Origin of the sequence: Hydrogenophaga sp. UC242_50 (assembly GCF_042697355.1) — a bacterium.
Classification (GTDB): domain Bacteria; phylum Pseudomonadota; class Gammaproteobacteria; order Burkholderiales; family Burkholderiaceae_C; genus Hydrogenophaga.
This window is the reverse complement of record NZ_CP170553.1, coordinates 140,191-162,145: the sequence shown is the minus strand read 5'-3', so window position 1 is coordinate 162,145 and position 21,955 is coordinate 140,191. Positions and strand designations below refer to the sequence as shown.

Genomic DNA, 21,955 nt, shown 5'->3' with positions numbered 1-21,955 from the left:
GCGTTCAGCCGCCCGATTCGAGCGCCTGGGATTTGCCGCGTCCCCGGCCCAGGTGGACCAGCAGCTGCGGCAAGGCGGCCTGCAGCGTGCCCTTGAGGGTGTGCGGCGGGTTGATCACGAACATGCCGCTGGCGGTGAGGCCCGGCCGGTCGTCGGGACCGTGGGTCGGGTCCTGGCCGATGGCCAGCGTGGCGTTCAGCCAGGGTTTCTGGGCCTGGTTCGACAGGGTGCGCAGGCGGCGCGGCAGATCGTGCGCCTCGGGGCGCGGAATCACCGGGTACCAGACCAGGTAGGTGCCGGTTGGGAAACGCCGGATGAGCTCTTGTATGCAGGCGCTCACTTTTCCGTAATCGCTCTTGATCTCATAGCTCGGATCGATCAACACCATGGCCCGTTTGGAGCCGGTGGCTGAGGGCGGCGGCGGCAGCAGGGGCTTCACGCCCTCGAAACCGTCCTCGCGCACCACCGCGATCTGGCGGCCGGCTTCGAGCTGGGCGATGTTGGCGGACAGGGTGCGGCTGTCGGTCGGGTGCAGCTCGAAGAGCTTGAGCCGGTCGCGCGATTCGGCGCGCAGCAGCTGGTGCATGACGAACGGCGAGCCGGGATAGACCCGCAACGCGCCCGACGGGTTGAAGCTGGCGACCAGATCGAGGTAGTCGTCGATGGCGGGCGCCACGGCCTCGGTCGACGGCCCGTCGGCCGCGCGCAGCGCGCCCATGAGCTTGACGACGCCGTCCTTGGCCTCGCCCCCGGTCTCGGTGTAGTCGCCGTCGAGCCGGTACAGGCCCGCGCCCGCGTGGGTGTCGATCAGCGTCAGACCCGCCTCCTTCTGCATCAGGTGGCGCAGCGTGGCGATGAGGGTGATGTGCTTGAGCACGTCGGCGTGGTTGCCGGCGTGGAAGGCGTGTCGGTAGCTGAACATGCCCTGATGGTAGCCGTTTGCCCTCTGCGCCCGACCATCGGGGACGGGCGGTTTGCCATCCGGGGCCGGAATTTCGTACAATCGAGGGCTTCGCAGCGATTTGCTGGCTCCGCGGCGAAGCATTCAAAACCCACCTAAGAGCGTTCCGACAGAGAACGACCGACCGTGGAAAAGAGCCGCCAAACCAACTCTTCAAGAGAAAACTCATGACCAAAACGTTCAGCGCCAAACCCGCTGACGTGACGCACGAGTGGTTTGTGATTGACGCGACCGACAAGGTCCTCGGACGAGTAGCCAGTGAAGTTGCTCTCCGTTTGCGCGGCAAACACAAGGCCATTTACACGCCTCACGTCGATACCGGTGACTTCATCGTCATCATCAACGCAGCCAAACTCCGCGTCACGGGCAACAAGGCCCTCGACAAGGTGTACTACCGTCACTCGGGTTTCCCGGGCGGTATCTATGGCACCAACTTCCGCGACATGCAGGCCAAGCACCCTGGCCGCGCGCTCGAGAAGGCCGTCAAGGGCATGCTGCCCAAGGGCCCGCTCGGCTACGCCATGATCAAGAAGCTCAAGGTGTACGGCGGTGCAGAGCACCCGCACACCGCCCAACAGCCGCAAGTGCTGGAACTCTAAAGGAGCCTTGAGATGATTGGTGAATGGAACAACGGAACCGGCCGTCGCAAATCCAGCGTCGCCCGCGTGTTTCTGAAAAAAGGCAGCGGCAAGATCACGGTCAACGGCAAGGACATCCAGGCCTACTTCGGCCGTGAGACCTCGATCATGATCGCCAAGCAGCCCCTGGTGCTGACCAACCACGCCGAGACCTTCGACGTGCAGGTCAACGTGCACGGTGGTGGCGAATCCGGTCAGGCCGGTGCCGTGCGCCACGGCATCACCCGCGCCTTGATCGACTACGACGCGACGCTCAAGTCGGGTCTGTCGCAAGCCGGCTTCGTGACGCGCGACGCCCGCGAAGTGGAACGGAAAAAGGTCGGTCTGCGCTCCGCGCGCCGCCGCAAGCAGTTCAGCAAGCGCTAAGCACGCTGTCCATGCCCCAGAAACCGCCTGCAAGTTCAAACTTGGGGCGGTTTTTGCTTTCTAGGGCTTGGTTGCGTTTGCTTGCAGTTGGAGAGGTTTGAATGCGTTTTCGCCTGTTGCGGAGAAGGCTGACGGTCAGTGCGCCCCGGGTCTCGGTGCGCAGCAGCCTGCCGTGGCCTTTCCGCTGGGTGCTGGGCGCACTGGTGCTGGGGTTTTCGGGCGCGCTGGCGGTCTGGGCCTTCGAGTTCGGCAAGGACATCGCCGGGCTGGACCGCAATGCCCAGCAGGAGCTTGCGCAACTGCGCCGCGAGGTGCAGATCCTGCGCACCGACCTGAGCGAGGCCCAGTCGGTGGCGCAACACCTCGGACAGCCTGCTGATCGCCGAGCGCAGCACCCAGGAACAGCTGACGATGCAGATCCGGCAACTGCAGGCCGACAACGAGCTGCTGCGCAGCGACCTGGGCTTCTTCGAGCGCCTGATCCCCGGCTCCGGCAACGATTCGCTGAGCATCCGCGGCCTGCAGGCCGAGCGCCTGTCGCCCACCCAGCTCAAATGGCAGGTGCTCATGATCCAGGCCAGCAAGAACGCGCCCGACTTCAAGGGTGCGCTGGAGGTCACGCTCACCGGCACGCTGGCGGGCAAGCCCTGGGTCGCCAAGTCCGCGCCCGCGCCGCAGCCGGTGCTGATCAAGGGCTACCTGCGCATGGAAGGCGTGGTGGACGTGCCCGCGCAGGCCGTGGTAGAAAATGTGACGGCCAAGATCCTGCAGGGCAGTTCGGTCAGGTCCATGCAATCCTTCAACCTGTAACCATCGCGGTCCACCGTCGGGAGAGAGCCTCATGTTTGCCAAGAAAAAACAACCCCCCATCAAGAGCCTCATCGCCCAGGGCACCCGCATCGAAGGCAATGTGTTCTTCCACGACGGTCTGCGCATCGACGGCGAGGTGATCGGCGACCTGCGCGCCAGCGACGAGAAGCCCAGCATCCTCGTGGTCAGCGAAGTGCGCACCGTGACGGGGCAGATCCATGCCGATCACGTGATCATCAATGGCAACGTCAAGGGCCCGGTGCTCGCGTTCGAATTGCTGGAGTTGCAGCCCAAGGCCCACATCGAGGGCGATGTGTCCTACAAGGCGCTTGAAATGCACCAGGGCGCCACCATTTCCGGTCAGCTCAAGCCCATGGTCGGCGGGATCGAGGACAAACCCACACTGAAGCTGGCGGCAAACAACGGGTGAGCACATACCCGAGCGATTTGATTTAGTATCACTCGGACATGCGGGTGTACCGCACCCACCCCACATTTCCGTCAAGAGGTATCCCATGAGCGCAGTCGCCGAAAACATCCAGACCGACATGCCGGCACCGCTGGTCTTCACCGACAGCGCGGCGGCCAAGGTGGCCGAGCTGGTGGCCGAAGAGGGCAATCCCGATCTCAAGCTGCGCGTGTTCGTGCAGGGTGGGGGTTGCTCGGGTTTCCAGTACGGCTTCACCTTCGACGAAATCGTCAACGAAGACGACACCACCATGACCAAGAACGGTGTCTCCCTGCTGATCGACGCGATGAGCTACCAGTACCTGGTCGGCGCCGAGATCGACTACAAGGAAGACCTCGAAGGCGCGCAATTCGTGATCAAGAACCCCAACGCCACCACCACCTGCGGTTGCGGTTCGAGCTTCAGCGTCTGACCGACGGCGTTTTCTCGCCGCAACGAAAAAGGGAGCCGCTGGCTCCCTTTTTTGTTGGGTGTCGAGACCGGGTCGCTTACTGGGCGTTCGCCTGCTGGATGCTGGCGGCGGCATTGAGCTGCATGCGCTGCAGCTGGGCCACGGCGTCGAAACGCTGGCGCAGGGCGGCCGGCACGGGGATGGACTCGCTCTGGCGCGCGATGGCCAGGGGATCCACGTGCACGCCGTTGTCGCGGAACTCCAGGTGCAGGTGCGGGCCGGTGGAGGCGCCCGTGGTGCCGACGGCACCGATGAAGTCACCCTGGTTCACGCGCTGGCCCTTGCGCACGCCGATGCGGCTCAGGTGGGCGTAGACGGTGACCTGGTTGCTGCGGTGCTTGATGTAGATGACATTGCCATAGCCGCGCTGTTCGCCCGCGAACTCGACCGTGCCGTCGCCGATGGTGCGCACCGGCGTGCCGGTGGGGGCGGCGTAGTCCACGCCCATGTGGGCCTTGCGACCGCCCGTGATGGGGTGAAAGCGCATGCCGTAGCCGCTGCTCACGCGCGAGAACTCCAGCGGGGAGGCCAGGTAGAAGCGGCGCGAGCTCTGGCCGTCGAAACCGTAGTAGCCGCCTTTGTGGCCCGCTTCTTCGAACCAGACGGCCTGGTGTTCCTTGCCTTCGTTGACGAACTCGGCGCTCAGGATCCGGCCGGTGCGCAGGCTCTCGCCATCGGCTTCCAGGCTTTCGTAGACCACGTTGAAGCGGTCACCTTGGCGCAGGTCGCGGCGGAAGTCGATGCTGCTGGAGAACATCTCGGCCAGCTGGATGGCGACCGGGTCGGGGATGCCGGCCGCGTCGGTGGCGGCGAACAGCGAGCTGCGGATCACGCCGCTGGCCAGCCGGGACGAGGCGGTCAGCGCGCCTTGTTCCAGGCGCGAGCCGAGCGCGCCCTGGGCATCCTTTTCGACCACGAGGCGGGTGAAGCTGCGTTCGTCGGCGGAGAGCCAGCGCGCGGTCAGGCGCAGCAGTTCCTGTTTCTCGGTGGCTTCGACGCTCACCAGGCGGCCGGCACGGCCCAGCAGCTGGCGCGCGATGGCGTCGTTGCGCAGGAAGGTCTGGGCTTGCGAATCGGTCACGCCCATGCGCTGCAGCAGGCTCTGGGCGGTGTCGTCGCGGCGGGTGGTCTCGCTGCGGAACAACACCAGCGGCGCGGCGGGCTGGGCCGCGAGGAGGCTGTGGATGTCTTGCTGCGTGGGGGCGTCGAGGGCTTCGACGACCTGGCGCACGGGCAGGTCGGCGGCGTCGGGGGCCAGCGGCGCGATGCCGAAGGCGGTGACGCCCGTGCCCAGCAGCAGCACACCGAGGCCGCCCATGATGCGTCGGGGATGCCGGGCGAGGCTTTGGCTCGTGGCATCAGCGAGGCTGGCCAGCGTGTGAAGTAGCGAACGGGTCAAAATCGTTGTTTCCGGTAAGGCCGGCCCCGGTGGTTGGGGCCGCGCGCACAAAAAAAAGAGCGGTTGAGGCGGAACAAGTTCACTCAAGCGCTCATGCGGTGACGAACTGGCTTGATATCGTGCAAAAAGCGGGCCAACTAAAATCCGTCATTCGCGCCCGGTATTTTAGCCAGCGTACCGTCCTTCGCATCTGAAAAAACCCCTATGACCGCCTCCAGAAACGACGCCGAAAGTTCTCAGAAATCCGTGCCACTGACGGACGGTGTCCAGGAAGCCCTCAGCGTCACGCTGCGGGGGTGCGAAGAATTGATACCTCAGGCCGACTGGGTCAAAAAATTGTCACAGTCGGAAACCACCGGCCGGCCGCTGCGCATCAAGCTGGGGCTGGACCCCACGGCGCCCGACATCCACATCGGCCACACGGTGGTGCTGAACAAGATGCGCCAGCTGCAGGACCTGGGGCATCAGGTGATCTTCCTGATCGGGGACTTCACGAGCCTGATCGGCGACCCCTCGGGCCGCAACAACACGCGCCCGCCGCTGACCCCGGAGCAGATCAAGGCGAACGCCGAGACCTACTACAAGCAGGCCAGCCTGGTGCTGGACCCGGCGCGCACCGAGATCCGCTACAACAGCGAGTGGAGCCTGCCGCTGGGCTCGATGGGCATGATCCAGCTGGCGGCCAAGTACACGGTGGCGCGCATGATGGAGCGCAACGATTTCCACGACCGTTTCAAGGCCGGCACGCCGATCAGCGTGCACGAGTTCCTGTACCCGCTGATGCAGGGTTACGACTCGGTGGCGCTGCAGAGCGATCTGGAGTTGGGCGGCACGGACCAGAAGTTCAACCTGCTGATGGGCCGCCATCTGCAGGCCGAGTACGGCCAGGAGCCGCAGTGCATCCTGACCATGCCGCTGCTCGAAGGGCTGGACGGCGTGGACAAGATGTCCAAGAGCAAGAACAACTACATCGGCATCACCGAGGATGCGAATTCGATGTTCGCGAAAGTGCTGAGCATTTCGGACACGCTGATGTGGCGCTGGTACACGCTGTTGTCGTTCCAGTCGATGGCGCACATCGAGTCGCTGAAGCAGGCGATCGAGCAGGGCGCGAACCCCAAGGACGCGAAGGTGGCGCTGGCCAAGGAGATCACGACGCGTTTCCACAGCGCGGCGGCGGCGGAGGCGGCGGAGCAGGATTTCATCAACCGCAGCAAGGGCGGTGTGCCGGACGAGATTCCGGAGGTGTCGCTGTCGGGCGCGCCGCTGGGGATCGCACCGCTGCTGAAGTCAGCGGGTTTGGCGCCCTCCAACAGCGAAGCCAACCGTCTGATCGATGGTGGCGGTGTTCGTGTCGACGGCGCTGTCGTGAGCGACAAGGGCTTGAAGCTGCCTGCGGGGACCTTTGTGGTTCAGGTCGGGAAGCGGAAGTTTGCTCGCGTGACTTTGAGCTAAGACCTTTCCGTCTTCTACCTCGCGGGCTCGGGGGGCCCGGGCGCTCTGCTCCGCGGGTGTCCCCCGAACCGGCTTCGCCGGTTCTCCTCCTTTACCCCGCTGCGCAGAACGCCCAGGCCCCCCGAGCCGAAACAGGTTGGGGTTCGCTCTTTCGTTCTTTCGCGGGTGGTGTGCCTGAGTGCGTGGGGGTGGAGGGCGCAGCGACGTAAAGGAGGAGGGGCGGCGAAGCCGACCCGGGGGACAGTCGCGGAGCCCTCCGCCCCCACGCACTCAGGCCGAGAGAAGCAACCTGAAAGAAAGAGCGAAAGACTCAGCGAGCCCCAGCCTTCTCGAGCATCGCCACCATCGCCGAGTACCCGCGAGACCGCGCCAAAGCCAAAGGCGTCTGCCCCGAACGGTCCGCCAGCTGCAAACCGGCCCCCGCATCGATCAGCGCCTTGAGCGTGGCCTGGTGGCGCGCACCGCCGTCGCCCAACACGATGGACTCGATCGTCGCCGTCCAGTGCAGGTTGTTCACGTGGTCCAGCGGCGCACCGGCGGCAATCAGCTGGCGCACCACCCCGTCGTGGCCCAGGTGGGCCGCCGCGATCAAGGCCGTGCCGTCGTAGCGGCTGGTCGTCTGCTTCGCGCTCGCGCCCAGCTGCAACAACACCCGCAGCGTTTCCTCATCGTCCGCCACCGACGCGATCGTCACGGCGTCGTAACGGTCGTTCTCCAGCCGGTCGATGTCGGCACCCGCCTTCACCAGCGCGCGGATCGCCTCGCGCTGCCGCGCGAACGTGCGCCGCGTGCAAGGGCGTGCGGCCCCGCGCGTCGGTGGCATTGAGCGCCGCGCCACCGGCCACCAGGCGCGCGATCTTCGCGCTGTCGCCCTGGTGCGCCGCGGCGTGCAGGCCGCTGTAGGCCGCGACCTCGGAGGCACTGGGCCCCACCTGGGCCCAGACCGCCGACGCGGTGCTCGCCAACGCCACCAGCAGGCCGGTGATCAGCGCGCGGCGGCGTTTCATTTCAGCTGGTCCTTGACCTTGTCGAGCGCGGCGATGGCGCACTGCTCGTCCAGATGGCCGCCGGGCGCGCCGCCCACGCCCACGGCGCCGATCACTTCGTTGCCCACCTTCACCGGCACGCCGCCGCCGAGCAGCAGGTAGCCGGGGATGTCCGTCAGGTTGGCCGCGGCCGGGTTCTTCTGCGCGCCTTCCATGATGGCCAGCGTGTTGTTCTTCGCCGAGGCCGAGGTGAAGGCCTTCAGGCGGCTGGCTTCCAGCGTGTGCGGGCCGGCGTTGTCGGCGCGCATGACGGCGCGCACGCCACCGGCACGGTCCACCACCGTGGCCGCCACGTTATAGCCGGCGGTGCTGCAGGCCGCGACGGTGGCGCTGGCGATCTGGGTGGCGAGTTCGAGCGACATGTTCTTCTCCACGCGCACGCTCTGCGCGCTGGCCAGGGCGGCGGCGCTGAGGGAAACGGCGAGGAGGGACGCTTTGACGAAGGCTTGCATGGAGTTCTCCGGGTGTTGTGAAACGGTTCGATCAACCGTGGGAGAACTGTAAAAATCCGCGCCCGAAACGGCCATTCGGGCGCCTACGCGCGGCCCTCCGTAGAACTACGCAGTGCCGTTGCCGTTGCCGCCGCCCGGGCCGGCCGTGTCCTGGGCGTCCACCAGCGCGGCGTAGTGCCGGATCAGCTGCGCCAGCGAGGGCGCCTGCAGCTTGGCGAACAGGTTGGCGCGGTGGGTTTCCACCGTGCGCGGCGACAGGCCCAGCGCGCGGCCGATCTCCTTGTTGGTCAGGCCCTCGACGATCAGGCCCAGCACCTCGCGCTCGCGCTCGGAGAGCTGCGCATAACGTTCGCGCGCGGCGCGGTCGGCCTCGTTGCGCTGGCGCGAGCGCACGTGCTGGCGCACCGCGTTCTGCAAGGCTTCGAGCAGCACCTCGTCGTTCACCGGTTTTTCCAGGAACTCGGCCGCACCGGCCTTGAACGCGCGCCGGCACATGTCCACCGTGCCATGGCCGGTGAGCATGATCACCGGCTGGTCCACGCCCTGCGCCACCAGGGTGTCGAGCACGCTCAGGCCGCTGATGCCGGGCATGCGCACGTCGAGCACGATGGCGCCGATGCCCTCGCGGTCGAAATCGCTCAGGAAGGCCTGTGGGTCGCTCCAGGGCTGCACGCGCAGGCCCACGGTGCCGATCAGCAGGCCCAGGCTGTCGCGCACCGCCTGGTCGTCGTCGATCAGGTGCACCGTGGGCGAGAGGGTGTCGGGCGAACCGTTCATGGGAGGCCCTCCGCGAGCGGCAGTTGCAGCCGGAACACCGCGCCCCGCTCGGGCGCGTTGGCCGCGTCCAGCGTGCCGCCCATGCCGTTGGCCAGGGTTTCGCACAGGCTCAGGCCCAGGCCGAGTCCGTCCTTGCGCGTGGAGTAAAACGGCTCGAACAGGCGCGGCAGCACCTCGGGCGGGATGCCCGGGCCGTTGTCGGCCACGGTGATCTCGCCCCGGCGGTCCTTGGCCGACACCGTGAGCGTGAGCCGCCGTTGCGCGGCGGGCACCTGCTCCAGCGCCTGCAGCGCATTGAGGATCAGGTTGTGCACGATCTGGTCCAGCGCCACCGGGTCGGCCAGCACCGTCACCGCCTGCGCGGCGTCGAGCACCGGCACCACATCGCGCCGCTGGCACTCGGGCTCCAGCAGGTAGAGGGCTCGGCGCACGGCCTCCACCGCCGCCACGGGCTGGTGCTGGCCGCTGCGGTCGGGCCGCTCCACGGTCTGGCGCAGGCGGCCCACGACCTCGGCGGCGCGGCGCGCCTGCGCCGCGGCCTGCAGCATGGCGCTGCGCGCGGTGGCGAGTTCGGGCGGGTCTTCGTTGAGCAGGCGCTGCGCGGCCTGGGTGTTGGCGAGCACGGCGGTCAGCGGCTGGTTCAGCTCGTGCGCCATGCCGGCGGCGAGTTCCCCCAGCGTGTTCAGTCGCGCCACCTGGCCCAGGCGCAGCAGTTCCTCAGCGCGGCGGCGCGCGCTGCGCTGGCGTTGCAGGTGGTGCAGCGCCGCCAGCAGCGCCGTCACGCCCAGCACCCAGGCCAGCATCAGCCCCCAGGGCAACTGGCCCCAGCCCACCGAAAGGGTGGCGACCACGTCGAAGGGTTGGCTCTCGGCCGCCAGCAGCTTGTGAAACGCGAAGTGCCAACCGCGCGTGGGCCGCTCGTCCAGGGCGGCGCCAGGTTGCACCACGTAGCGCTGGCCTTCGTGCTCCAGCGTCACGCGCACCGGGCTGGTGTCGGCCTGCATGGGCCATTCGGACCAGGGCACCATGGCCCGCACGTCGATCGTCAGCGCGTAGCTGGTGGGCGTGGCGGCCAGCACCACCTGGTAGCGCCCGGCGGGCAGGTCCAGCCCGCCCAGGGCGGCGCGGCGCGCCTGGCGCGAGCGCGTCTCGGCCTGCGTGAGCTGCGGGTCGTTCCAGCGCTGGTCGGGGTCGCGCCGCTGCACGCTGAGGATCTGCGGGTAGAGCACCGGGAGGCGCTGCTCGGGCGACGAGGCGCCGCTGCTGCTGTCGGGCACCGGTTGCAGCAGCGCGAGCGTCGCCAGCATCGCGTCGTGCTGCACCACCTGCTGGCTCAGCAGCCGGTGGACGATGCGCGCGTCGGTCTCGAACAGCGCGCGCTGTTCATCGAGCGACAGGCGCGCCAGCAACACCGCGCCCGCCAGGGACAGCAGGATTCCGCCGCTCACCCACCACTTCAAGCGTTGCCATGACTGCCACATGCGGCGGATTCTGGCATGCCCGCAGCCGGCACAATGGCGGCATGCGCTTTGTCCCCGCCCGTTTCCTCACCCCGAAGCGCCTCCTGATGGCGTCGATCGGGGTGGCGGTGGTCACCATCGCGCTCAAGACCCTGGCCTGGGTGGTCACCGATTCGGTGGGCCTGCTGTCCGACGCGATGGAGTCGCTGGTGAACCTGGCCAGCGCGGTGGTCGGCCTGGTGATGGTGACCATCGCCGCGCGGCCGGCCGACGAGGAGCACCCTTACGGCCACCACAAGGCCGAGTACTTCTCCTCGGGCTTCGAAGGCATCCTCATCATCGCGGCCGGTCTCGGCATCCTCTGGGCTGCCGGCAGCCGCCTGCTGAACCCGCAGCCGATCGAACAGGTGGGCTGGGGCCTGGCGCTGTCGGTGGCGAGTTCGGTGCTCAACGGCGGCCTGGCCTGGACCATGCTGCAGGCCTCGAAGACACACCGCTCGATCGCGCTCGAGGCCGATGCCAAGCACCTGTTCTCCGACGTCTGGACCTCGGCCGGGGTGCTGGTCGGTGTCGTGCTGGTCACGCTCACCGGCTGGCTCTGGCTGGACCCGCTGGTCGGCGATGGCCGTGGCGCTCAACATCATGAAGGAAGGCGCACGCCTGGCCTGGCGCTCGTCGCAGGGGCTGATGGACGAGGCGGTGGAGCCCGAGGTGATGGCGACCATCCAGCAGACGCTGGACGGGTTTGCCCTGTCGCACGGCGACACCCACATCATCCGCTTCGACCACGTGAGCACGCGCCGCGCCGGCCAGCGCCGCTTCGTGGACCTGCACATGCACATGCCCGCGGCCTGGACGCTCGGGCGCGCGGCCGCCGTGCGGGCCAGCGTGGAGCAGGCCTTGATGAGCGCGGTGCCGGGGCTGCGCGCCACCATCCAGCTGCTGCCCAGCGACGTGGAAGCCCACTTCTTCGATGAGGACGATTTGAAATGATCTCGCTGTTGCAGCGCGTGAGCGAAGCGCGCGTGGACATCGATGGCCAGACCGTGGGCGCCATCGGCCCGGGCCTGCTGTTGTTGCTGTGCGCGGAACCCGAGGACACCGAGGCCGTGGGCGAGAAGCTGCTGGCCAAGGTGCTGAAGCTGCGCATCTTCGGCGACGACGCCGGCAAGATGAACCGCAGCGTGCAGGACATCGGCGGCGGCCTGCTGGTGGTGAGCCAGTTCACCCTGGCGGCCGACACGAAGAGCGGCAACCGCCCGGGCTTCACCGGCGCGGCGCCGCCCGCCTTGGGCGAGGCGCTCTACGAGGCCTTCGTGAAGGCGGCGCGCGCGCAGCACCCGCTGGTGCAGACCGGCCGCTTCGGGGCCGACATGAAGGTGCACCTGGTCAACGACGGACCGGTGACCATCCCGCTGCGGATGACGGCCTAGGTGTGAAACCTCAATAGGTCGTTCATCCGGCCCTGATTGGGGACGCTGTGGTTGCCAGGCCCAGCCACTCAAGTCAGGACTGGCGCACCGGCTTCAAGTGGCTGGCCCGTTTCGGGGCCGAAAGCGCCGCAGGGCTGTGTGATCGCAGCTCGCGACCGCATCACAGGTCAGCGCCAGCAACGCAACCGGGGCATTGGCTGGGACGCTGTGCCTCTGACCATCGACGACCCCTCCCGGGTTTCCTTTGCCCGGGTGCTCAATGACGAGAAGGCCATTGGCCGCGCGCTGTTCCTGCGCCAGGCCGTCGACTGCCGCGCCAATTGAATTCAGCTGAATTCAATTGATATGATGCGATCTTTCCCCAAAGGAGACCCCTTGAGACTCGCCAATTTTTCCCTGCATCGGCCAAGCCGCTCACCCGCGCCTGGGCGTCCTCGCCGGTGACCGCATGCTCGACCTGGCCGCATTCGCGACACGCAGCAACGCCCCCCTGCCGGACACGATGAAGGCGCTGCTTGCGCTGGGCGACGCCGGCCTGGCGCGGGTGCGCGAGCTGATCGCCGGCCCGGGCGCCGCCGACAGCTCGCACGCGCTGGATGCGATCGATTTCCTGCCGCCCATCACCGACGCGCACAAGTTCCTGTGCGTGGGCAAGAACTACCGCACCCACCTCGAGGAGCTGCAGCGCACCGACCTGATCAAGGAACTGCCCAACGAGCCGACGGGCTTCATCAAGCTCAACGACTGCCTGACCGGCCACGACAACGACGTGGTGCGCCCGCCCAGCGTCACCCACCTCGACTACGAGCCCGAGCTGGTGTTCGTGATCGGCAAGGCCGCCTACAACGTGAAGGCTGAGGACGCGTTCTCGCACGTGGCCGGCATCACCATCCTCAACGACCTGACCTGCCGCGACACGCAAAAGCGCGAGGTCGCCTCGGGCTCGCGCTTCTGGACCGCCAAGAACGCGCCCGGGTTCGGCCCGCTGGGTCCCTGCATCATCACGATGGACGAGGTGCCCGACCCCTACGACATCTGGGTGACCTGCAGCGTCAACGGTGAGCAGCGCATGCGCGTGAACACCAGCGACCAGATCTGGAAGCTGCCGCGAATCATCGAGCACTTCTCGCGCCTCGTGCCCCTCATGCCCGGCGACATGTTCTCCACCGGCGCGCCCGGCGGCGTGGCGGTCGGCAAGCCCAACGCCGAGGAGCTGTTCCTCAAGCACGGCGACGTCGTCGAGTGCGCCTTCGAGAACCCGCCCATGGTCCTGCGCAACCGCATCGTCGCGCCCGCGCAGGCCTGAGACCCCATCCGCCCCCAACCCAGGAGACAGACAACATGAACAGCGCTCTTCACCGCACCCTCGCCGCCGCCGTGGCGGCCGCCCTGTGCGCCACCGCCGGCCTCGCGCTGGCCCAGGCGCCGCAGCCCTACCCCACCAAGGCCGTGACCATGATCGTGCCCTTCCCGCCCGCCGGCGGCGCCGACTCGCTCGCGCGCATCCTGGCCGTGCACCTGGGCAACAGCTGGAAGCAGACCGTGCTGGTGGAAAACCGCCCGGGCGCGGCCGGCCACATCGGCGCGTCCTACGTGGCGCGCTCGGCACCCGACGGTTACACGCTCATGATGAGCTCCACCGCCTCGCTCACCAAGGAAAACGCCAGCCAGTTCGCCCCGGTGGCGCTGGTGTCGGCCTCGCCCTATGTGGTGACGGTGAACCCGAGACTGGGCGTGAAGAACATCCGCGAGCTGGTGGCCAAGGCCAAGGCCGAACCCGGCAAGCTGACCTTCGGCTCCTCCGGTGAAGGCTCGGCCTCGCACCTGACGGTCGAGCTCTTCAAGCAGGTGGCCGACGTCGAGATGATGCACGTGCCGTACAAGGGCACCGGCCAGGCCGTGAACGACCTGCTGGCCGGCACCATTGACGTGATGTTCGCCCCTGGTCAGACCGTGATGCCGCACGTGAAGTCGGGCAAGCTGGTCGCGCTGGCCGTGACCAGCGCCAAGCGCGCCAAGGCCACGCCAGAACTGCCGACGATCGCGGATTCGGGCGTGCCGGGTTACGCGGCCGTGGGCTGGTTCGGCCTGCTCGCGCCCGCCGCGACGCCCAAGGCGGTGATCGCCAAGCTGGGCGCGGACGTGAGTCGCACGCTGGACGACCCGGCGGTGGAGCGCACCATGCTGGAAGCCGGTGCCGAGCCAGCCGAAGGCACGCCCGAGCAGTTCGGCCGCTTCATCCAGGAAGAGCTCACCAAGTGGGGCGAGCTGGAACAGGCGATGGCGCGCAAGGCGGGCGCCAAGCCGCGCTGAACCAGCAGGCCCTGCCGGAACATACGCGCGGCTTCGGCCGCGCTTTTTTTTGGCCGGCATGTCCCGGCCTCTCCCGGTCGTTCAGTCGCGTTCGCGCGAGAGCATGGCGTTGATGCGCGCGCGCTGGCCGCCCGCCAGGTGCACGCGCATGGCCTCGCGCGCGCCCTCGGCGTCGCGCCGCGCGATGGCGTCCACCAGACGCTGATGTTCGGCCGAGGCGCTTTCGGCGCGGGCCGGCTCGCTGGCCGTGGCCGGCCCCAGCAGGATCATCGGCGTCTGCAGCGCCCGCAGGGTGGTGAGCAGGTAACGGTTGTGCGCGCTGCGGTAGATCGCGTCGTGAAAGCGCCGGTTCAGCCGCTCGCGGCGCATGGGGTCGCTCAGCACCTCGCGTTCGAGCACCAGCATCTCGCGCAGCACATCGACCTCGGCTTCCGATGCATTCTGCGCGGCGAGCGCGGCCGCAGAGGTTTCCAGCACCAAGCGGATCGCATACAGCTCGATCACCATCTGCTGATCGAGCTGCGCGACCACGCGCCCGCGATAGGGCTCATGCACGATGAGGCCGTCGGTCTCCAGCCAGGCGATGGCTTCGCGCACCGGTGTGCGGCTGATCTGCAGGGTGTCGGCCAGGCCGTTGACGCTGATGCGGTCGCCGGGTTTGAGCACACCGGTCTCGATGGCTTCGTGCAGCTTGCCGTAGGCCACCTGGCCCATGGACTTGCCGTTGCTGTCGGTGTGAGTGGGCATGTTGGATGGGAAGCAATGCGCCTGCGTGGAAGGCCACCAGGCGTGGCTGATTCTATCGAGTATGTTGCGCGCCGACGGCCCCGTCGTGCCGTGGAAACCGGCCCAGCGGCATAGGGCGCCGGCCACACGCCGCTCTCAACCACCAGCCTCCCATGGGCCGCATCCCGGCCATGAACAAGCTCCTGAGACTCGACCCCTAGGCGTAGGGGTTCGGCTGGCCCAGGCCCGCGAGGATCTCGGTCTCGCGCGCCTCCATCTCTTCGGCGTCCTGCTCGCCGGTTTCGTGGTCCCAGCCCTGCGCGTGCAGGGTGCCGTGCACCAGCAGGTGCGCGTAGTGCTGGGCCAGGGGCTTCTTCAGTTCGGCCGCCTCGCGCGCGACCACGGGGGCGCAGAGCACGAGATCGGCCATCACCACCGGTTCGGTGGCGTAGTCGAAGGTGAGCACGTTGGTGGCGTAGTCGCGGCCGCGGTAGTCGCGGTTGAGCGCCTGGCCTTCTTCGGCATCGACGATGCGCACGGTGATCTCGGCATCGGCGTCCAGCGCGTGGCGGATGCAGCGGACCACCCAGTGGCGGGGCAGGGCGGCGCGGTGCGCGGCGGCGTCGGCGAGCTCGCCGAACTGCAGGGAGAGGGTGAGGGCAGGCAGGGCCATCAGCGTTTGGCCGGTTGGGCGAAGCAGTTGGACATCAGGGTCTGGTCTTGCGTGTTGGGGTCGGCGGCGATGGCGCTCAACTCCCCCTTCATGCCTTGCGTGTACCAGCTCAGCCGGGACTGCGGGTCCAGGGCGAAAAAGCGCACGCCCGTGGTGGCACGGCGGCCCTGCAGCATCAGCGTGCGGCCACCGTGGTGCAACGCCGCGAACGAGGTGCCGTTGCTCAGGTTCAGGTAGGCCAGTTCGATCTCGCTTCCGCCATCGCATTTGTACTGCACGGCCTGGCTGCTGAAGACCAACTGGGGCTGTGGTGTTGCCGAGCCCTGGGCGGATGCATCGAGGGCCAGCACGGCGACAAGGCTGGCGAGCAGGGTGCGTGTGAGCATACGGTGGATGGCGTCAGTGGGCGGCGCGGCGCGCGCGCTTCGCGGGCGGGGCGTCTTCGGTGTCGGGGTTGCGCGCGTCGTAGGCGTCCACGATGCGCGCCACCAGGGGGTGGCGCACCACGTCGGCGCTGGACAGGCGGGTGAACGCGATGCCCTGCACGCGCTTGAGCACACGCTCGGCGTCGATCAGGCCGCTGAGCTGGGTGCGGGGCAGGTCGATCTGGCTCACGTCGCCCGTGATCACGGCCTTGCTGCCGAAGCCGATGCGCGTGAGGAACATCTTCATCTGCTCCACGGTGGTGTTCTGCGCCTCGTCCAGGATCACGAAGGCGTGGTTGAGCGTGCGCCCGCGCATGAAGGCCAGGGGGGCGATCTCGATCTGTTGGCGCTCGAAGGCCTTCTGCACCTTGTCGGCGCCCATCAGGTCGTAGAGCGCGTCGTACAGCGGGCGCAGGTAGGGGTCCACCTTCTGGCCCAGGTCGCCGGGCAGGAAGCCGAGCTTCTCACCCGCCTCCACCGCCGGGCGCGTGAGCACGATGCGCTGCACCGCGCTGCGCTCCAGCGCATCGACCGCGCAGGCCACGGCCAGGTAGGTCTTGCCAGTGCCGGCCGGGCCGATGCCGAAGGTGATGTCGTGCGTGGCAGTGTTTTCCAGGTAGCGCGCCTGGTTGGGCGTGCGCCCGCGCACCTCGCCGCGCCGGGTCTGCATCGCCAGGGCGCCGTCGCCGGGCTCGGCCAGGGCGGTGTCGCCGCTGAGCATGAGCTGCACCTGTTCGGCGGGGATCGGCTTCTTCGCCATCTCGTACAGCGCCTGCAGCGTTTCCAGCGCCTGGGTGGCCTTGGCTTTGGGCCCCTCGATGCGGAACTGCTCGAATCGGTGCGCCACCTTGACCTGCAAAGCGGCCTCGATGCTGCGGATGTGGCTGTCCATGGGGCCGCACAGGTGCGCCATGCGGGTGTTGTCCGGTGGGGAGAAGGTGTGCCTGAGAATCAAACCGATAATCCAGTGAGTTGATGGCCCCCAACCCTGGCGGTGCCAGGCCCCCCGAGGGGGTGCAGTCGTTCTTGGGGGCGGCCCTGCGAACGACTGGAAAGGAATTTTCCCGATGATAGGCAAGTTGACCGGTACGCTGCTGGAAAAAAATCCGCCCCAGATCCTGCTGGACTGCCATGGCGTGGGTTATGAGGTGGATGTGCCCATGAGCACTTTCTACAACCTGCCCGCCACCGGCGAGAAGGTGGCCCTGCTCACGCACTTCGTGGTGCGCGAGGACGCGCAGATCCTCTACGGCTTCGGCACCTCCTCGGAACGCGAGGCGTTCCGCCAGCTCATCAAGATCAGCGGCGTGGGCCCGCGCACCGCGTTGTCGGTGCTCTCGGGCATGAGCGTGACCGACCTGGCGCAGGCGGTGAGCGCGCAGGAAAGCGGGCGCATCGTCAAGGTGCCCGGCATCGGCAAGAAGACCGCCGAGCGCCTGCTGCTCGAACTCAAGGGCAAGCTCGGCGCCGACCTGAACCTGCCCGGTGCCGGCCCGGCCCAGAGCGACGTGCAGAGCGACATCCAGCAGGCGCTGATGGCCCTGGGCTACAGCGACAAGGACGCCACCGCCGCGCTCAAGGCCCTGCCCAAGGACGTGGGCGTGAGCGAAGGCATCAAGCTCGCGCTCAAAGCACTGGCCAAATAAACCATGAGCATCCAGACCGACGATTTCACCCCCGCGCCGCGCGTGGTGTCCGCCGCGCCCGCCTCGCCCAAGGAAGAGGCGATCGAGCGCGCCTTGCGCCCCAAGCTGCTCGACGAGTACGTGGGCCAGACCAAGGTGCGCGAGCAGCTCGAAATCTTCATCGGTGCGGCCAAGAAGCGCAGCGAGGCGCTGGACCACGTGCTGCTGTTCGGCCCGCCGGGGCTGGGCAAGACCACGCTCTCGCACATCATCGCGCAGGAACTCGGCGTGAACCTGCGCCAGACCAGCGGCCCGGTGCTGGAAAAACCCAAGGACCTGGCCGCGCTGCTGACCAACCTCGAGGCCAACGACGTGCTGTTCATCGACGAGATCCACCGGCTCAGCCCGGTCGTCGAGGAAATCCTGTACCCGGCGCTGGAGGACTACCAGATCGACATCATGATCGGCGAAGGCCCGGCCGCGCGCAGCATCAAGCTGGACCTGCAGCCCTTCACCCTGGTGGGCGCGACCACGCGCGCGGGCATGCTCACCAACCCGCTGCGCGACCGCTTCGGCATCGTCGCGCGGCTGGAGTTCTACACCGCCGAGGAACTCGCGCGCATCGTCAAGCGCAGCGCCGGGCTGCTGAACGCACCCATGGACCCCGAAGGCGGATTCGAGATCGCGCGCCGCTCGCGCGGCACACCGCGCATCGCCAACCGCCTGCTGCGCCGCGTGCGCGACTTCGCCGAGGTCAAGGGCCGCGGCACCATCACGCAGGACATCGCCAACCGCGCGCTGGCGATGCTGGACGTGGACCCGCAGGGCTTCGACCTCATGGACCGCAAGCTGCTCGAAGCCGTGATCCACCGCTTCGACGGTGGGCCGGTGGGGCTGGACAACATCGCGGCCAGCATCGGCGAGGAGCGCGACACCATCGAGGACGTGATCGAGCCCTACCTGATCCAGCAAGGCTTCCTGCAGCGCACGCCGCGCGGGCGCATCGCCACGCTGGCGGCGTACCGGCACCTGGGGGTGGCGCCGCCAAGCAACGCGGGTGAACTCTTCGCCGACTGAAGGCATGCCCGACCACAGCCAGGAGTTTCGAGCGACCTGGCGCGGCAGCGCTGTCTGGGTGGCGGCGCTCGTGGCCCTCATGGCCGCGGGTTTCGCGGCGGGTGCCCTGCGCCACGCCGCGCGGCGCCTGGCTGCTGGGCGCGCTGGCGCTCTTCTTCGGAGCGATGGCCTGGCTGCTGCTGCAGCCCCTCTTGAGCGCGCACCCCATCCTGCGCGTCGGCCCCGAGGGCATCGGCGGCTACCTGCTCAAGGGGCAGACCATTCCCTGGAGCGACATCGCCGATGTGGAGCACCTCTCGGTGCAAGGCCAGCACCAGATCCAGATCCAGCTGCGCGAGGGCGCGGTTTCGCAGGCCGCCACCGCAGGCCTGTTCCGCAAGGGGCTCAAGCGCGTGATCGCGTTGGCGCCGCTGCGCCGCGCCGAGCGCCAGCCCGCCGTGCAGGCGGCGCTGCAGGGTTTTCAGCGTTACGCCACCGGCCAGGCCCGCGCGGCCCTGAGCGAGCGGCTGGACGCCTGGCAGGCGCACGAGGCGTTCGAGGAGCGCCTGCGCACCCTCACCCCCACGCCCTGGGCGCTGTACGCGGTGATCGCCGTCAACGTGGCGGTGTGGGTGCTCAACCTGTTCGACGGCATGAGCCCCACCAAGCCCACTTCGGCCGAGCTGTTCGCCTGGGGCGCCAACTCGGCCACGGCCGTGGTGCGCGATGGCGAGTACTGGCGCCTGCTCAGCGCCACCGCGCTGCACGGCGGCGCGCTGCACCTGGGCCTGAACATGTTCGCGCTGTGGGACGCTGGGCGGCGGGTGTGCCGCTGGTTCGGCAACGGCCAGTTCCTGCTGATCTACCTGGCGGCAGGGCTCGCTGGCAGCGCGCTGAGCCTGCATTTTTCGTCACAGCAGGCGGTGTCGGTCGGGGCTTCCGGCGCGGTGTTCGGCGTGCTGGGGGCGTTGATGGTCGGCGTCTACCAGCACCGTGCGAGCGTGCCCAAGGCCATGGCGACGCAGCTGCTGACCAGCCAGGGCCTGTTCGTGGCGATCATGCTGGGGCAGGGTTTTGCCCGACCGGGCATCGACAACGCGGCCCACGTGGGTGGCCTGGTGATGGGGGCCCTGCTGGCCTGGCTGCTGGTGGAGCTGGTCGACGAGCGCGCCTCGCGTGGTCTGCGCCAGCGCCGCCAGGTGATGGCCGTGGCCGCCACGGTGCTGGTGGTGGGCGCGCTGGTGGGGCTGGCCCGGCCCGGCGTGGACCACCGGCAGTTGTTTGGCTCGCAGTCGCTGCTGACGGACCTGCTGCCCCGTCTGAGGGCCGCCGAGACCGCGCTGCAGCAGGACGCCAGGGACCACAAGGACGGGCGCCTGAGCCGGGCGCAATTCGTCGACGCGATGGCGCAGCGCCACATCCCGGCCTACCGGGCGATGGGCGAAGAACTCGCCGCGCTCGGCCCCCAACCCCACACGCCCACGATCGCGGAGATCCGCGAGCTTCACGGCATCGTGCTGGAGGTCATGACGCTGGAGGTGGGCAAACACCGGGGCTCCGTCGATGCGGCGCAGGCCGACGCCAGGCTCGAGCAGCTGTCGGACCGGATGGTCAGTGTGGGTGCCCGTCTGCGAGCGAAGCGCGCGCGCGCCGGCCAGGCCGTGAGCGAGGCCGGTTCGGCACCGGCGCGCCGGCCGCGCAGCATGCCCGCCACGATCAGCGCCTGCGCCGCGTAGTAGGTGCTCAGCACCCACACCTGCGACATCGGCAGCGGCGACACGAAGCGATTGGTCGCCAGCAGCGAGTCGCTCAGCATGAAGAAGCCCGAACCCAGCGCCACGGCCAGGGCCGCGCGGTCGCGCTGCACGCTGGCGCGGCCGATGGCCTGCGCGGCCATCAGCGCGATCACCAGCACGTAGGCCGCCACCGGGGCGCGCAGGCCGGCCGGCAGGCCGCCCTGCCACAGGAAGCCGTACATCGCCACACCCAGGCCCAGCGTGCGCACCAGCGCGCGGCGGCTCGGGAACCAGGGCAGGCCCTGGTGGAACAGCGCGATGTAGGCCAGGTGGGCCAGCAGGAAAGCCACCAGCCCCGGGATGAAGTAGCCGGGGAACATCAGGAAGGCGTCTCCCGCCAGTGAAAAGGCCAGCGCGGCGAGCAGCAGGGCGTCCGCGCGCCGCACGCCGCCCGCGGCGCGCGCATGCGCCCACACCACGGCCATCGCGATCAGCATCGGCCAGCGGCTTGAAGACCCGGTGCAGCTCCACCCAGCCCAGCGCGGCGGTGGCGATGGCCAGGGCGCCGCATTCGATCAGCAGCGCCTCGCCCATGCCGATGCGCCCCTGCATCACCGCGCCGATGGCCCACAGCGCCACCAGCAGCACGCTGAACACCACGGCGCTGCGCGAGAGCGGCCAGGCATCGGCGAACCACAGGAAGCCCCCCACGCCCACGAGCAGGGCCACGAACTGTGCGCCCGCGAACCAGCGCACCGCAGGGCTCATGGGCGGCGCATAGCGCTGCACGCTGGCGAGGTCGAAAGCGGGTGACGGAAAGCGCTCTGCCACGTCGGCCGGCCGCCAGCCCGGTGGCTTGAACCACACGCGCAGCTTGTCGGCCCAGCGCCGGGTGTGCCAGCTGTCGCGCAGCAGGCCCCAGTACACCTCGCCGTTGGCCCACAGCGGGTCCCAGCTCTGCAGGGGCTTGCGCGTGCCGTAGACGCACTTCTCGTCCTCTTCCTTGAAGCTGCCGAACAGGCGGTCCCACACGATCAGGATGCCGCCGTAGTTGCGGTCGAGGTAGCGGTCGTTCACCGCGTGGTGCACGCGGTGGTTGGAGGGGCTGCAGAACCAGCGGTCGAACCAGCCCAGCTTGCCGACCTGCTCGGTGTGCACCCAGAACTGGTAGAGCAGGTCGATCAGCGCGACCACGCCGAACACCAGCGGCGGTACGCCGGCCACGGCCATGGGCAGGTAGAAGATCCAGCCCAGCAGCGCGCCCGAACTGGTCTGGCGCAGCGCGGTGGAGAGGTTGTAGTCCTGGCTCTGGTGGTGCACCACGTGCGCGGCCCAGAAGACGGCGCTCTCGTGCCCGGCGCGGTGCAGCCAGTAGTAGCAGAAGTCGTAGAACACCAGCGCGGTCAGCCAGCCCATCCCGCTGGTCCAGAACGGGTGGTCGGGCCAGATCGCCACCGCCGAGTACACGGCGGTGTACAGGCCCACGCGCAGCAGCCGGGTGAACACCGCGCTGATCTGGCTGAGCATGCCCAGGCCGATGCTGCTGATGGCGTCGTCGAGCCGGTAGGTGTTGTGCCGGCGCTGGCGGCCGATGGCGTACTCGATCGCGATCAGCGCGAAGAACACCGGCGTGGCCAGCACGATGATCTGGCTCGGGCTCATGGGAGGCGTGCGAAGCGGAAAC

22 protein-coding genes and 4 pseudogenes are annotated in these 21,955 nt (G+C 68.4%); 15 read left to right on the top strand and 11 right to left on the bottom strand.

Annotated elements, in window-relative coordinates:
* Nucleotides 1-4: 4 nt before the first annotated feature.
* Nucleotides 5-922, bottom strand: a complete 918-nt coding sequence (locus tag ACFJGX_RS00855) for a 23S rRNA (adenine(2030)-N(6))-methyltransferase RlmJ (protein ID WP_382323032.1) — start codon at nt 920-922, stop codon at nt 5-7.
* Nucleotides 923-1,128: 206 nt separating this feature from the next.
* Here ACFJGX_RS00855 and rplM point away from each other — a divergent pair, with 206 nt between their 5' ends.
* The 5 genes from rplM (at nt 1,129) to erpA (ending at nt 3,656) form a co-directional block, all read left to right on the top strand.
* The gene (rplM, locus tag ACFJGX_RS00850; RefSeq protein WP_291121334.1) at nt 1,129-1,560 is read left to right on the top strand and encodes a 50S ribosomal protein L13; all 432 of its coding nucleotides are present in this window, start codon (nt 1,129-1,131) and stop codon (nt 1,558-1,560) included.
* A 12-nt stretch (nt 1,561-1,572) separates the two neighbouring features.
* Nucleotides 1,573-1,965 carry a 30S ribosomal protein S9 gene (gene rpsI, locus ACFJGX_RS00845; RefSeq protein WP_291121336.1) on the top strand — a complete coding sequence of 131 codons (393 nt, stop codon included), beginning with the start codon at nt 1,573-1,575 and terminating at the stop codon, nt 1,963-1,965.
* Nucleotides 1,966-2,376: 411 nt separating this feature from the next.
* A complete protein-coding gene (locus tag ACFJGX_RS00840) occupies nt 2,377-2,775 on the top strand; it encodes a DUF6776 family protein (protein WP_382323033.1) in 399 nt (132 codons plus the stop codon).
* Between the two features lie 31 nt (nt 2,776-2,806).
* Nucleotides 2,807-3,205: a polymer-forming cytoskeletal protein gene (locus tag ACFJGX_RS00835; protein WP_382323034.1), complete on the top strand. Its 399-nt coding sequence runs from the start codon at nt 2,807-2,809 to the stop codon at nt 3,203-3,205.
* 85 nt (nt 3,206-3,290) lie between these two features.
* Nucleotides 3,291-3,656, top strand: coding sequence for an iron-sulfur cluster insertion protein ErpA (erpA, locus tag ACFJGX_RS00830; protein WP_204732818.1), 366 nt, complete (start codon nt 3,291-3,293; stop codon nt 3,654-3,656).
* A gap of 76 nt (nt 3,657-3,732) precedes the next feature.
* Here erpA and ACFJGX_RS00825 read toward each other — a convergent pair whose 3' ends face one another.
* Nucleotides 3,733-5,094, bottom strand: coding sequence for a M23 family metallopeptidase (locus tag ACFJGX_RS00825; RefSeq protein ID WP_382323035.1), 1,362 nt, complete (start codon nt 5,092-5,094; stop codon nt 3,733-3,735).
* A gap of 204 nt (nt 5,095-5,298) precedes the next feature.
* On the opposite strand from ACFJGX_RS00825, the gene tyrS reads away from it, so the two are divergent.
* Nucleotides 5,299-6,549, top strand: a complete 1,251-nt coding sequence (tyrS, locus tag ACFJGX_RS00820; protein ID WP_382323036.1) for a tyrosine--tRNA ligase — start codon at nt 5,299-5,301, stop codon at nt 6,547-6,549.
* A gap of 310 nt (nt 6,550-6,859) precedes the next feature.
* On the opposite strand, the pseudogene ACFJGX_RS00815 reads toward tyrS, so the two are convergent.
* The 4 genes and pseudogenes from ACFJGX_RS00815 to ACFJGX_RS00800 all read right to left on the bottom strand — a co-directional run bounded on the left by ACFJGX_RS00815 (nt 6,860) and on the right by ACFJGX_RS00800 (nt 10,272).
* Nucleotides 6,860-7,556 (bottom strand): annotated as a pseudogene (locus tag ACFJGX_RS00815) (ankyrin repeat domain-containing protein).
* Nucleotides 7,553-8,047 carry a heme-binding protein gene (locus tag ACFJGX_RS00810; protein ID WP_382162358.1) on the bottom strand — a complete coding sequence of 165 codons (495 nt, stop codon included), beginning with the start codon at nt 8,045-8,047 and terminating at the stop codon, nt 7,553-7,555. The pseudogene ACFJGX_RS00815 and the gene ACFJGX_RS00810 overlap by 4 nt, the downstream one beginning before the upstream one ends.
* A gap of 105 nt (nt 8,048-8,152) precedes the next feature.
* The gene (locus ACFJGX_RS00805) at nt 8,153-8,824 is read right to left on the bottom strand and encodes a response regulator transcription factor (protein WP_382323037.1); all 672 of its coding nucleotides are present in this window, start codon (nt 8,822-8,824) and stop codon (nt 8,153-8,155) included.
* Nucleotides 8,821-10,272 (bottom strand): sensor histidine kinase, encoded by a 1,452-nt coding sequence (locus tag ACFJGX_RS00800; RefSeq protein ID WP_382162352.1) that lies wholly within the window; start codon nt 10,270-10,272, stop codon nt 8,821-8,823. The genes ACFJGX_RS00805 and ACFJGX_RS00800 overlap by 4 nt, the downstream gene beginning before the upstream one ends.
* Before the next feature lie 74 nt (nt 10,273-10,346).
* On the opposite strand from ACFJGX_RS00800, the pseudogene ACFJGX_RS00795 reads away from it, so the two are divergent.
* The 6 genes and pseudogenes from ACFJGX_RS00795 (at nt 10,347) to ACFJGX_RS00770 (ending at nt 14,030) form a co-directional block, all read left to right on the top strand.
* Nucleotides 10,347-11,277 (top strand): annotated as a pseudogene (locus ACFJGX_RS00795) (cation diffusion facilitator family transporter).
* A complete protein-coding gene (gene dtd / locus ACFJGX_RS00790; RefSeq protein WP_382327554.1) occupies nt 11,274-11,717 on the top strand; it encodes a D-aminoacyl-tRNA deacylase in 444 nt (147 codons plus the stop codon). The pseudogene ACFJGX_RS00795 and the gene dtd overlap by 4 nt, the downstream one beginning before the upstream one ends.
* 47 nt (nt 11,718-11,764) lie before the next feature.
* Nucleotides 11,765-11,857 (top strand): annotated as a pseudogene (locus ACFJGX_RS00785) (hypothetical protein); the annotation flags it as partial.
* The gene (locus tag ACFJGX_RS00780; protein ID WP_382325917.1) at nt 11,856-12,041 is read left to right on the top strand and encodes a hypothetical protein; all 186 of its coding nucleotides are present in this window, start codon (nt 11,856-11,858) and stop codon (nt 12,039-12,041) included. The pseudogene ACFJGX_RS00785 and the gene ACFJGX_RS00780, both read left to right, overlap by 2 nt.
* A gap of 178 nt (nt 12,042-12,219) precedes the next feature.
* Nucleotides 12,220-13,023, top strand: a complete 804-nt coding sequence (locus ACFJGX_RS00775; RefSeq protein WP_382327552.1) for a fumarylacetoacetate hydrolase family protein — start codon at nt 12,220-12,222, stop codon at nt 13,021-13,023.
* A 35-nt stretch (nt 13,024-13,058) separates the two neighbouring features.
* Nucleotides 13,059-14,030, top strand: a complete 972-nt coding sequence (locus ACFJGX_RS00770; RefSeq protein ID WP_382327550.1) for a tripartite tricarboxylate transporter substrate binding protein — start codon at nt 13,059-13,061, stop codon at nt 14,028-14,030.
* Nucleotides 14,031-14,111: 81 nt separating this feature from the next.
* On the opposite strand, the gene ACFJGX_RS00765 is transcribed toward ACFJGX_RS00770, so the two are convergent.
* From ACFJGX_RS00765 to ACFJGX_RS00750, 4 genes are all read right to left on the bottom strand, one after another.
* A complete protein-coding gene (locus ACFJGX_RS00765) occupies nt 14,112-14,777 on the bottom strand; it encodes a GntR family transcriptional regulator (protein ID WP_382323042.1) in 666 nt (221 codons plus the stop codon).
* A 196-nt stretch (nt 14,778-14,973) separates the two neighbouring features.
* On the bottom strand, nt 14,974-15,429 hold the full coding sequence (gene ybeY / locus ACFJGX_RS00760; RefSeq protein ID WP_382323043.1) for an rRNA maturation RNase YbeY: 456 nt from the start codon (nt 15,427-15,429) through the stop codon (nt 14,974-14,976).
* Nucleotides 15,429-15,815: an MliC family protein gene (locus tag ACFJGX_RS00755; RefSeq protein ID WP_382323044.1), complete on the bottom strand. Its 387-nt coding sequence runs from the start codon at nt 15,813-15,815 to the stop codon at nt 15,429-15,431. The genes ybeY and ACFJGX_RS00755 overlap by 1 nt, the downstream gene beginning before the upstream one ends.
* Before the next feature lie 13 nt (nt 15,816-15,828).
* Nucleotides 15,829-16,809, bottom strand: coding sequence for a PhoH family protein (locus tag ACFJGX_RS00750; RefSeq protein ID WP_382327548.1), 981 nt, complete (start codon nt 16,807-16,809; stop codon nt 15,829-15,831).
* 112 nt (nt 16,810-16,921) lie between these two features.
* Here ACFJGX_RS00750 and ruvA point away from each other — a divergent pair, with 112 nt between their 5' ends.
* The 3 genes from ruvA (at nt 16,922) to ACFJGX_RS00735 (ending at nt 20,271) form a co-directional block, all read left to right on the top strand.
* Complete coding sequence (gene ruvA / locus ACFJGX_RS00745) at nt 16,922-17,500, top strand: Holliday junction branch migration protein RuvA (RefSeq protein ID WP_382162327.1); 579 nt, start codon at nt 16,922-16,924, stop codon at nt 17,498-17,500.
* Nucleotides 17,501-17,503: 3 nt separating this feature from the next.
* Nucleotides 17,504-18,556 carry a Holliday junction branch migration DNA helicase RuvB gene (gene ruvB, locus ACFJGX_RS00740; RefSeq protein WP_291120989.1) on the top strand — a complete coding sequence of 351 codons (1,053 nt, stop codon included), beginning with the start codon at nt 17,504-17,506 and terminating at the stop codon, nt 18,554-18,556.
* Between the two features lie 164 nt (nt 18,557-18,720).
* Nucleotides 18,721-20,271 carry a rhomboid family intramembrane serine protease gene (locus ACFJGX_RS00735; protein WP_382328838.1) on the top strand — a complete coding sequence of 517 codons (1,551 nt, stop codon included), beginning with the start codon at nt 18,721-18,723 and terminating at the stop codon, nt 20,269-20,271.
* On the opposite strand, the pseudogene ACFJGX_RS00730 reads toward ACFJGX_RS00735, so the two are convergent.
* Nucleotides 20,214-21,933: pseudogene (locus ACFJGX_RS00730) on the bottom strand (lysoplasmalogenase family protein); the annotation flags it as partial. The gene ACFJGX_RS00735 and the pseudogene ACFJGX_RS00730 sit on opposite strands and share 58 nt — an antisense overlap.
* Nucleotides 21,934-21,955: the final 22 nt, after the last annotated feature.

Coding starts and splice junctions, on each gene's coding strand:
- ybeY (WP_382323043.1), bottom strand. CDS start 15,429: ATGGCCCTGCCTGCCCTCACCCTCTCCCTGCAGTTCGGCGAGCTCGCC.
- ACFJGX_RS00835 (WP_382323034.1), top strand. CDS start 2,807: ATGTTTGCCAAGAAAAAACAACCCCCCATCAAGAGCCTCATCGCCCAG.
- dtd (WP_382327554.1), top strand. CDS start 11,274: ATGATCTCGCTGTTGCAGCGCGTGAGCGAAGCGCGCGTGGACATCGAT.
- ACFJGX_RS00775 (WP_382327552.1), top strand. CDS start 12,220: ATGAAGGCGCTGCTTGCGCTGGGCGACGCCGGCCTGGCGCGGGTGCGC.
- ACFJGX_RS00755 (WP_382323044.1), bottom strand. CDS start 15,815: ATGCTCACACGCACCCTGCTCGCCAGCCTTGTCGCCGTGCTGGCCCTC.
- ACFJGX_RS00735 (WP_382328838.1), top strand. CDS start 18,721: ATGGCCTGGCTGCTGCTGCAGCCCCTCTTGAGCGCGCACCCCATCCTG.
- ACFJGX_RS00855 (WP_382323032.1), bottom strand. CDS start 922: ATGTTCAGCTACCGACACGCCTTCCACGCCGGCAACCACGCCGACGTG.
- ACFJGX_RS00805 (WP_382323037.1), bottom strand. CDS start 8,824: ATGAACGGTTCGCCCGACACCCTCTCGCCCACGGTGCACCTGATCGAC.
- ACFJGX_RS00810 (WP_382162358.1), bottom strand. CDS start 8,047: ATGCAAGCCTTCGTCAAAGCGTCCCTCCTCGCCGTTTCCCTCAGCGCC.
- ACFJGX_RS00840 (WP_382323033.1), top strand. CDS start 2,377: ATGCAGATCCGGCAACTGCAGGCCGACAACGAGCTGCTGCGCAGCGAC.
- ACFJGX_RS00770 (WP_382327550.1), top strand. CDS start 13,059: ATGAACAGCGCTCTTCACCGCACCCTCGCCGCCGCCGTGGCGGCCGCC.
- rplM (WP_291121334.1), top strand. CDS start 1,129: ATGACCAAAACGTTCAGCGCCAAACCCGCTGACGTGACGCACGAGTGG.
- ruvB (WP_291120989.1), top strand. CDS start 17,504: ATGAGCATCCAGACCGACGATTTCACCCCCGCGCCGCGCGTGGTGTCC.
- ruvA (WP_382162327.1), top strand. CDS start 16,922: ATGATAGGCAAGTTGACCGGTACGCTGCTGGAAAAAAATCCGCCCCAG.
- rpsI (WP_291121336.1), top strand. CDS start 1,573: ATGATTGGTGAATGGAACAACGGAACCGGCCGTCGCAAATCCAGCGTC.
- erpA (WP_204732818.1), top strand. CDS start 3,291: ATGAGCGCAGTCGCCGAAAACATCCAGACCGACATGCCGGCACCGCTG.
- ACFJGX_RS00765 (WP_382323042.1), bottom strand. CDS start 14,777: ATGCCCACTCACACCGACAGCAACGGCAAGTCCATGGGCCAGGTGGCC.
- tyrS (WP_382323036.1), top strand. CDS start 5,299: ATGACCGCCTCCAGAAACGACGCCGAAAGTTCTCAGAAATCCGTGCCA.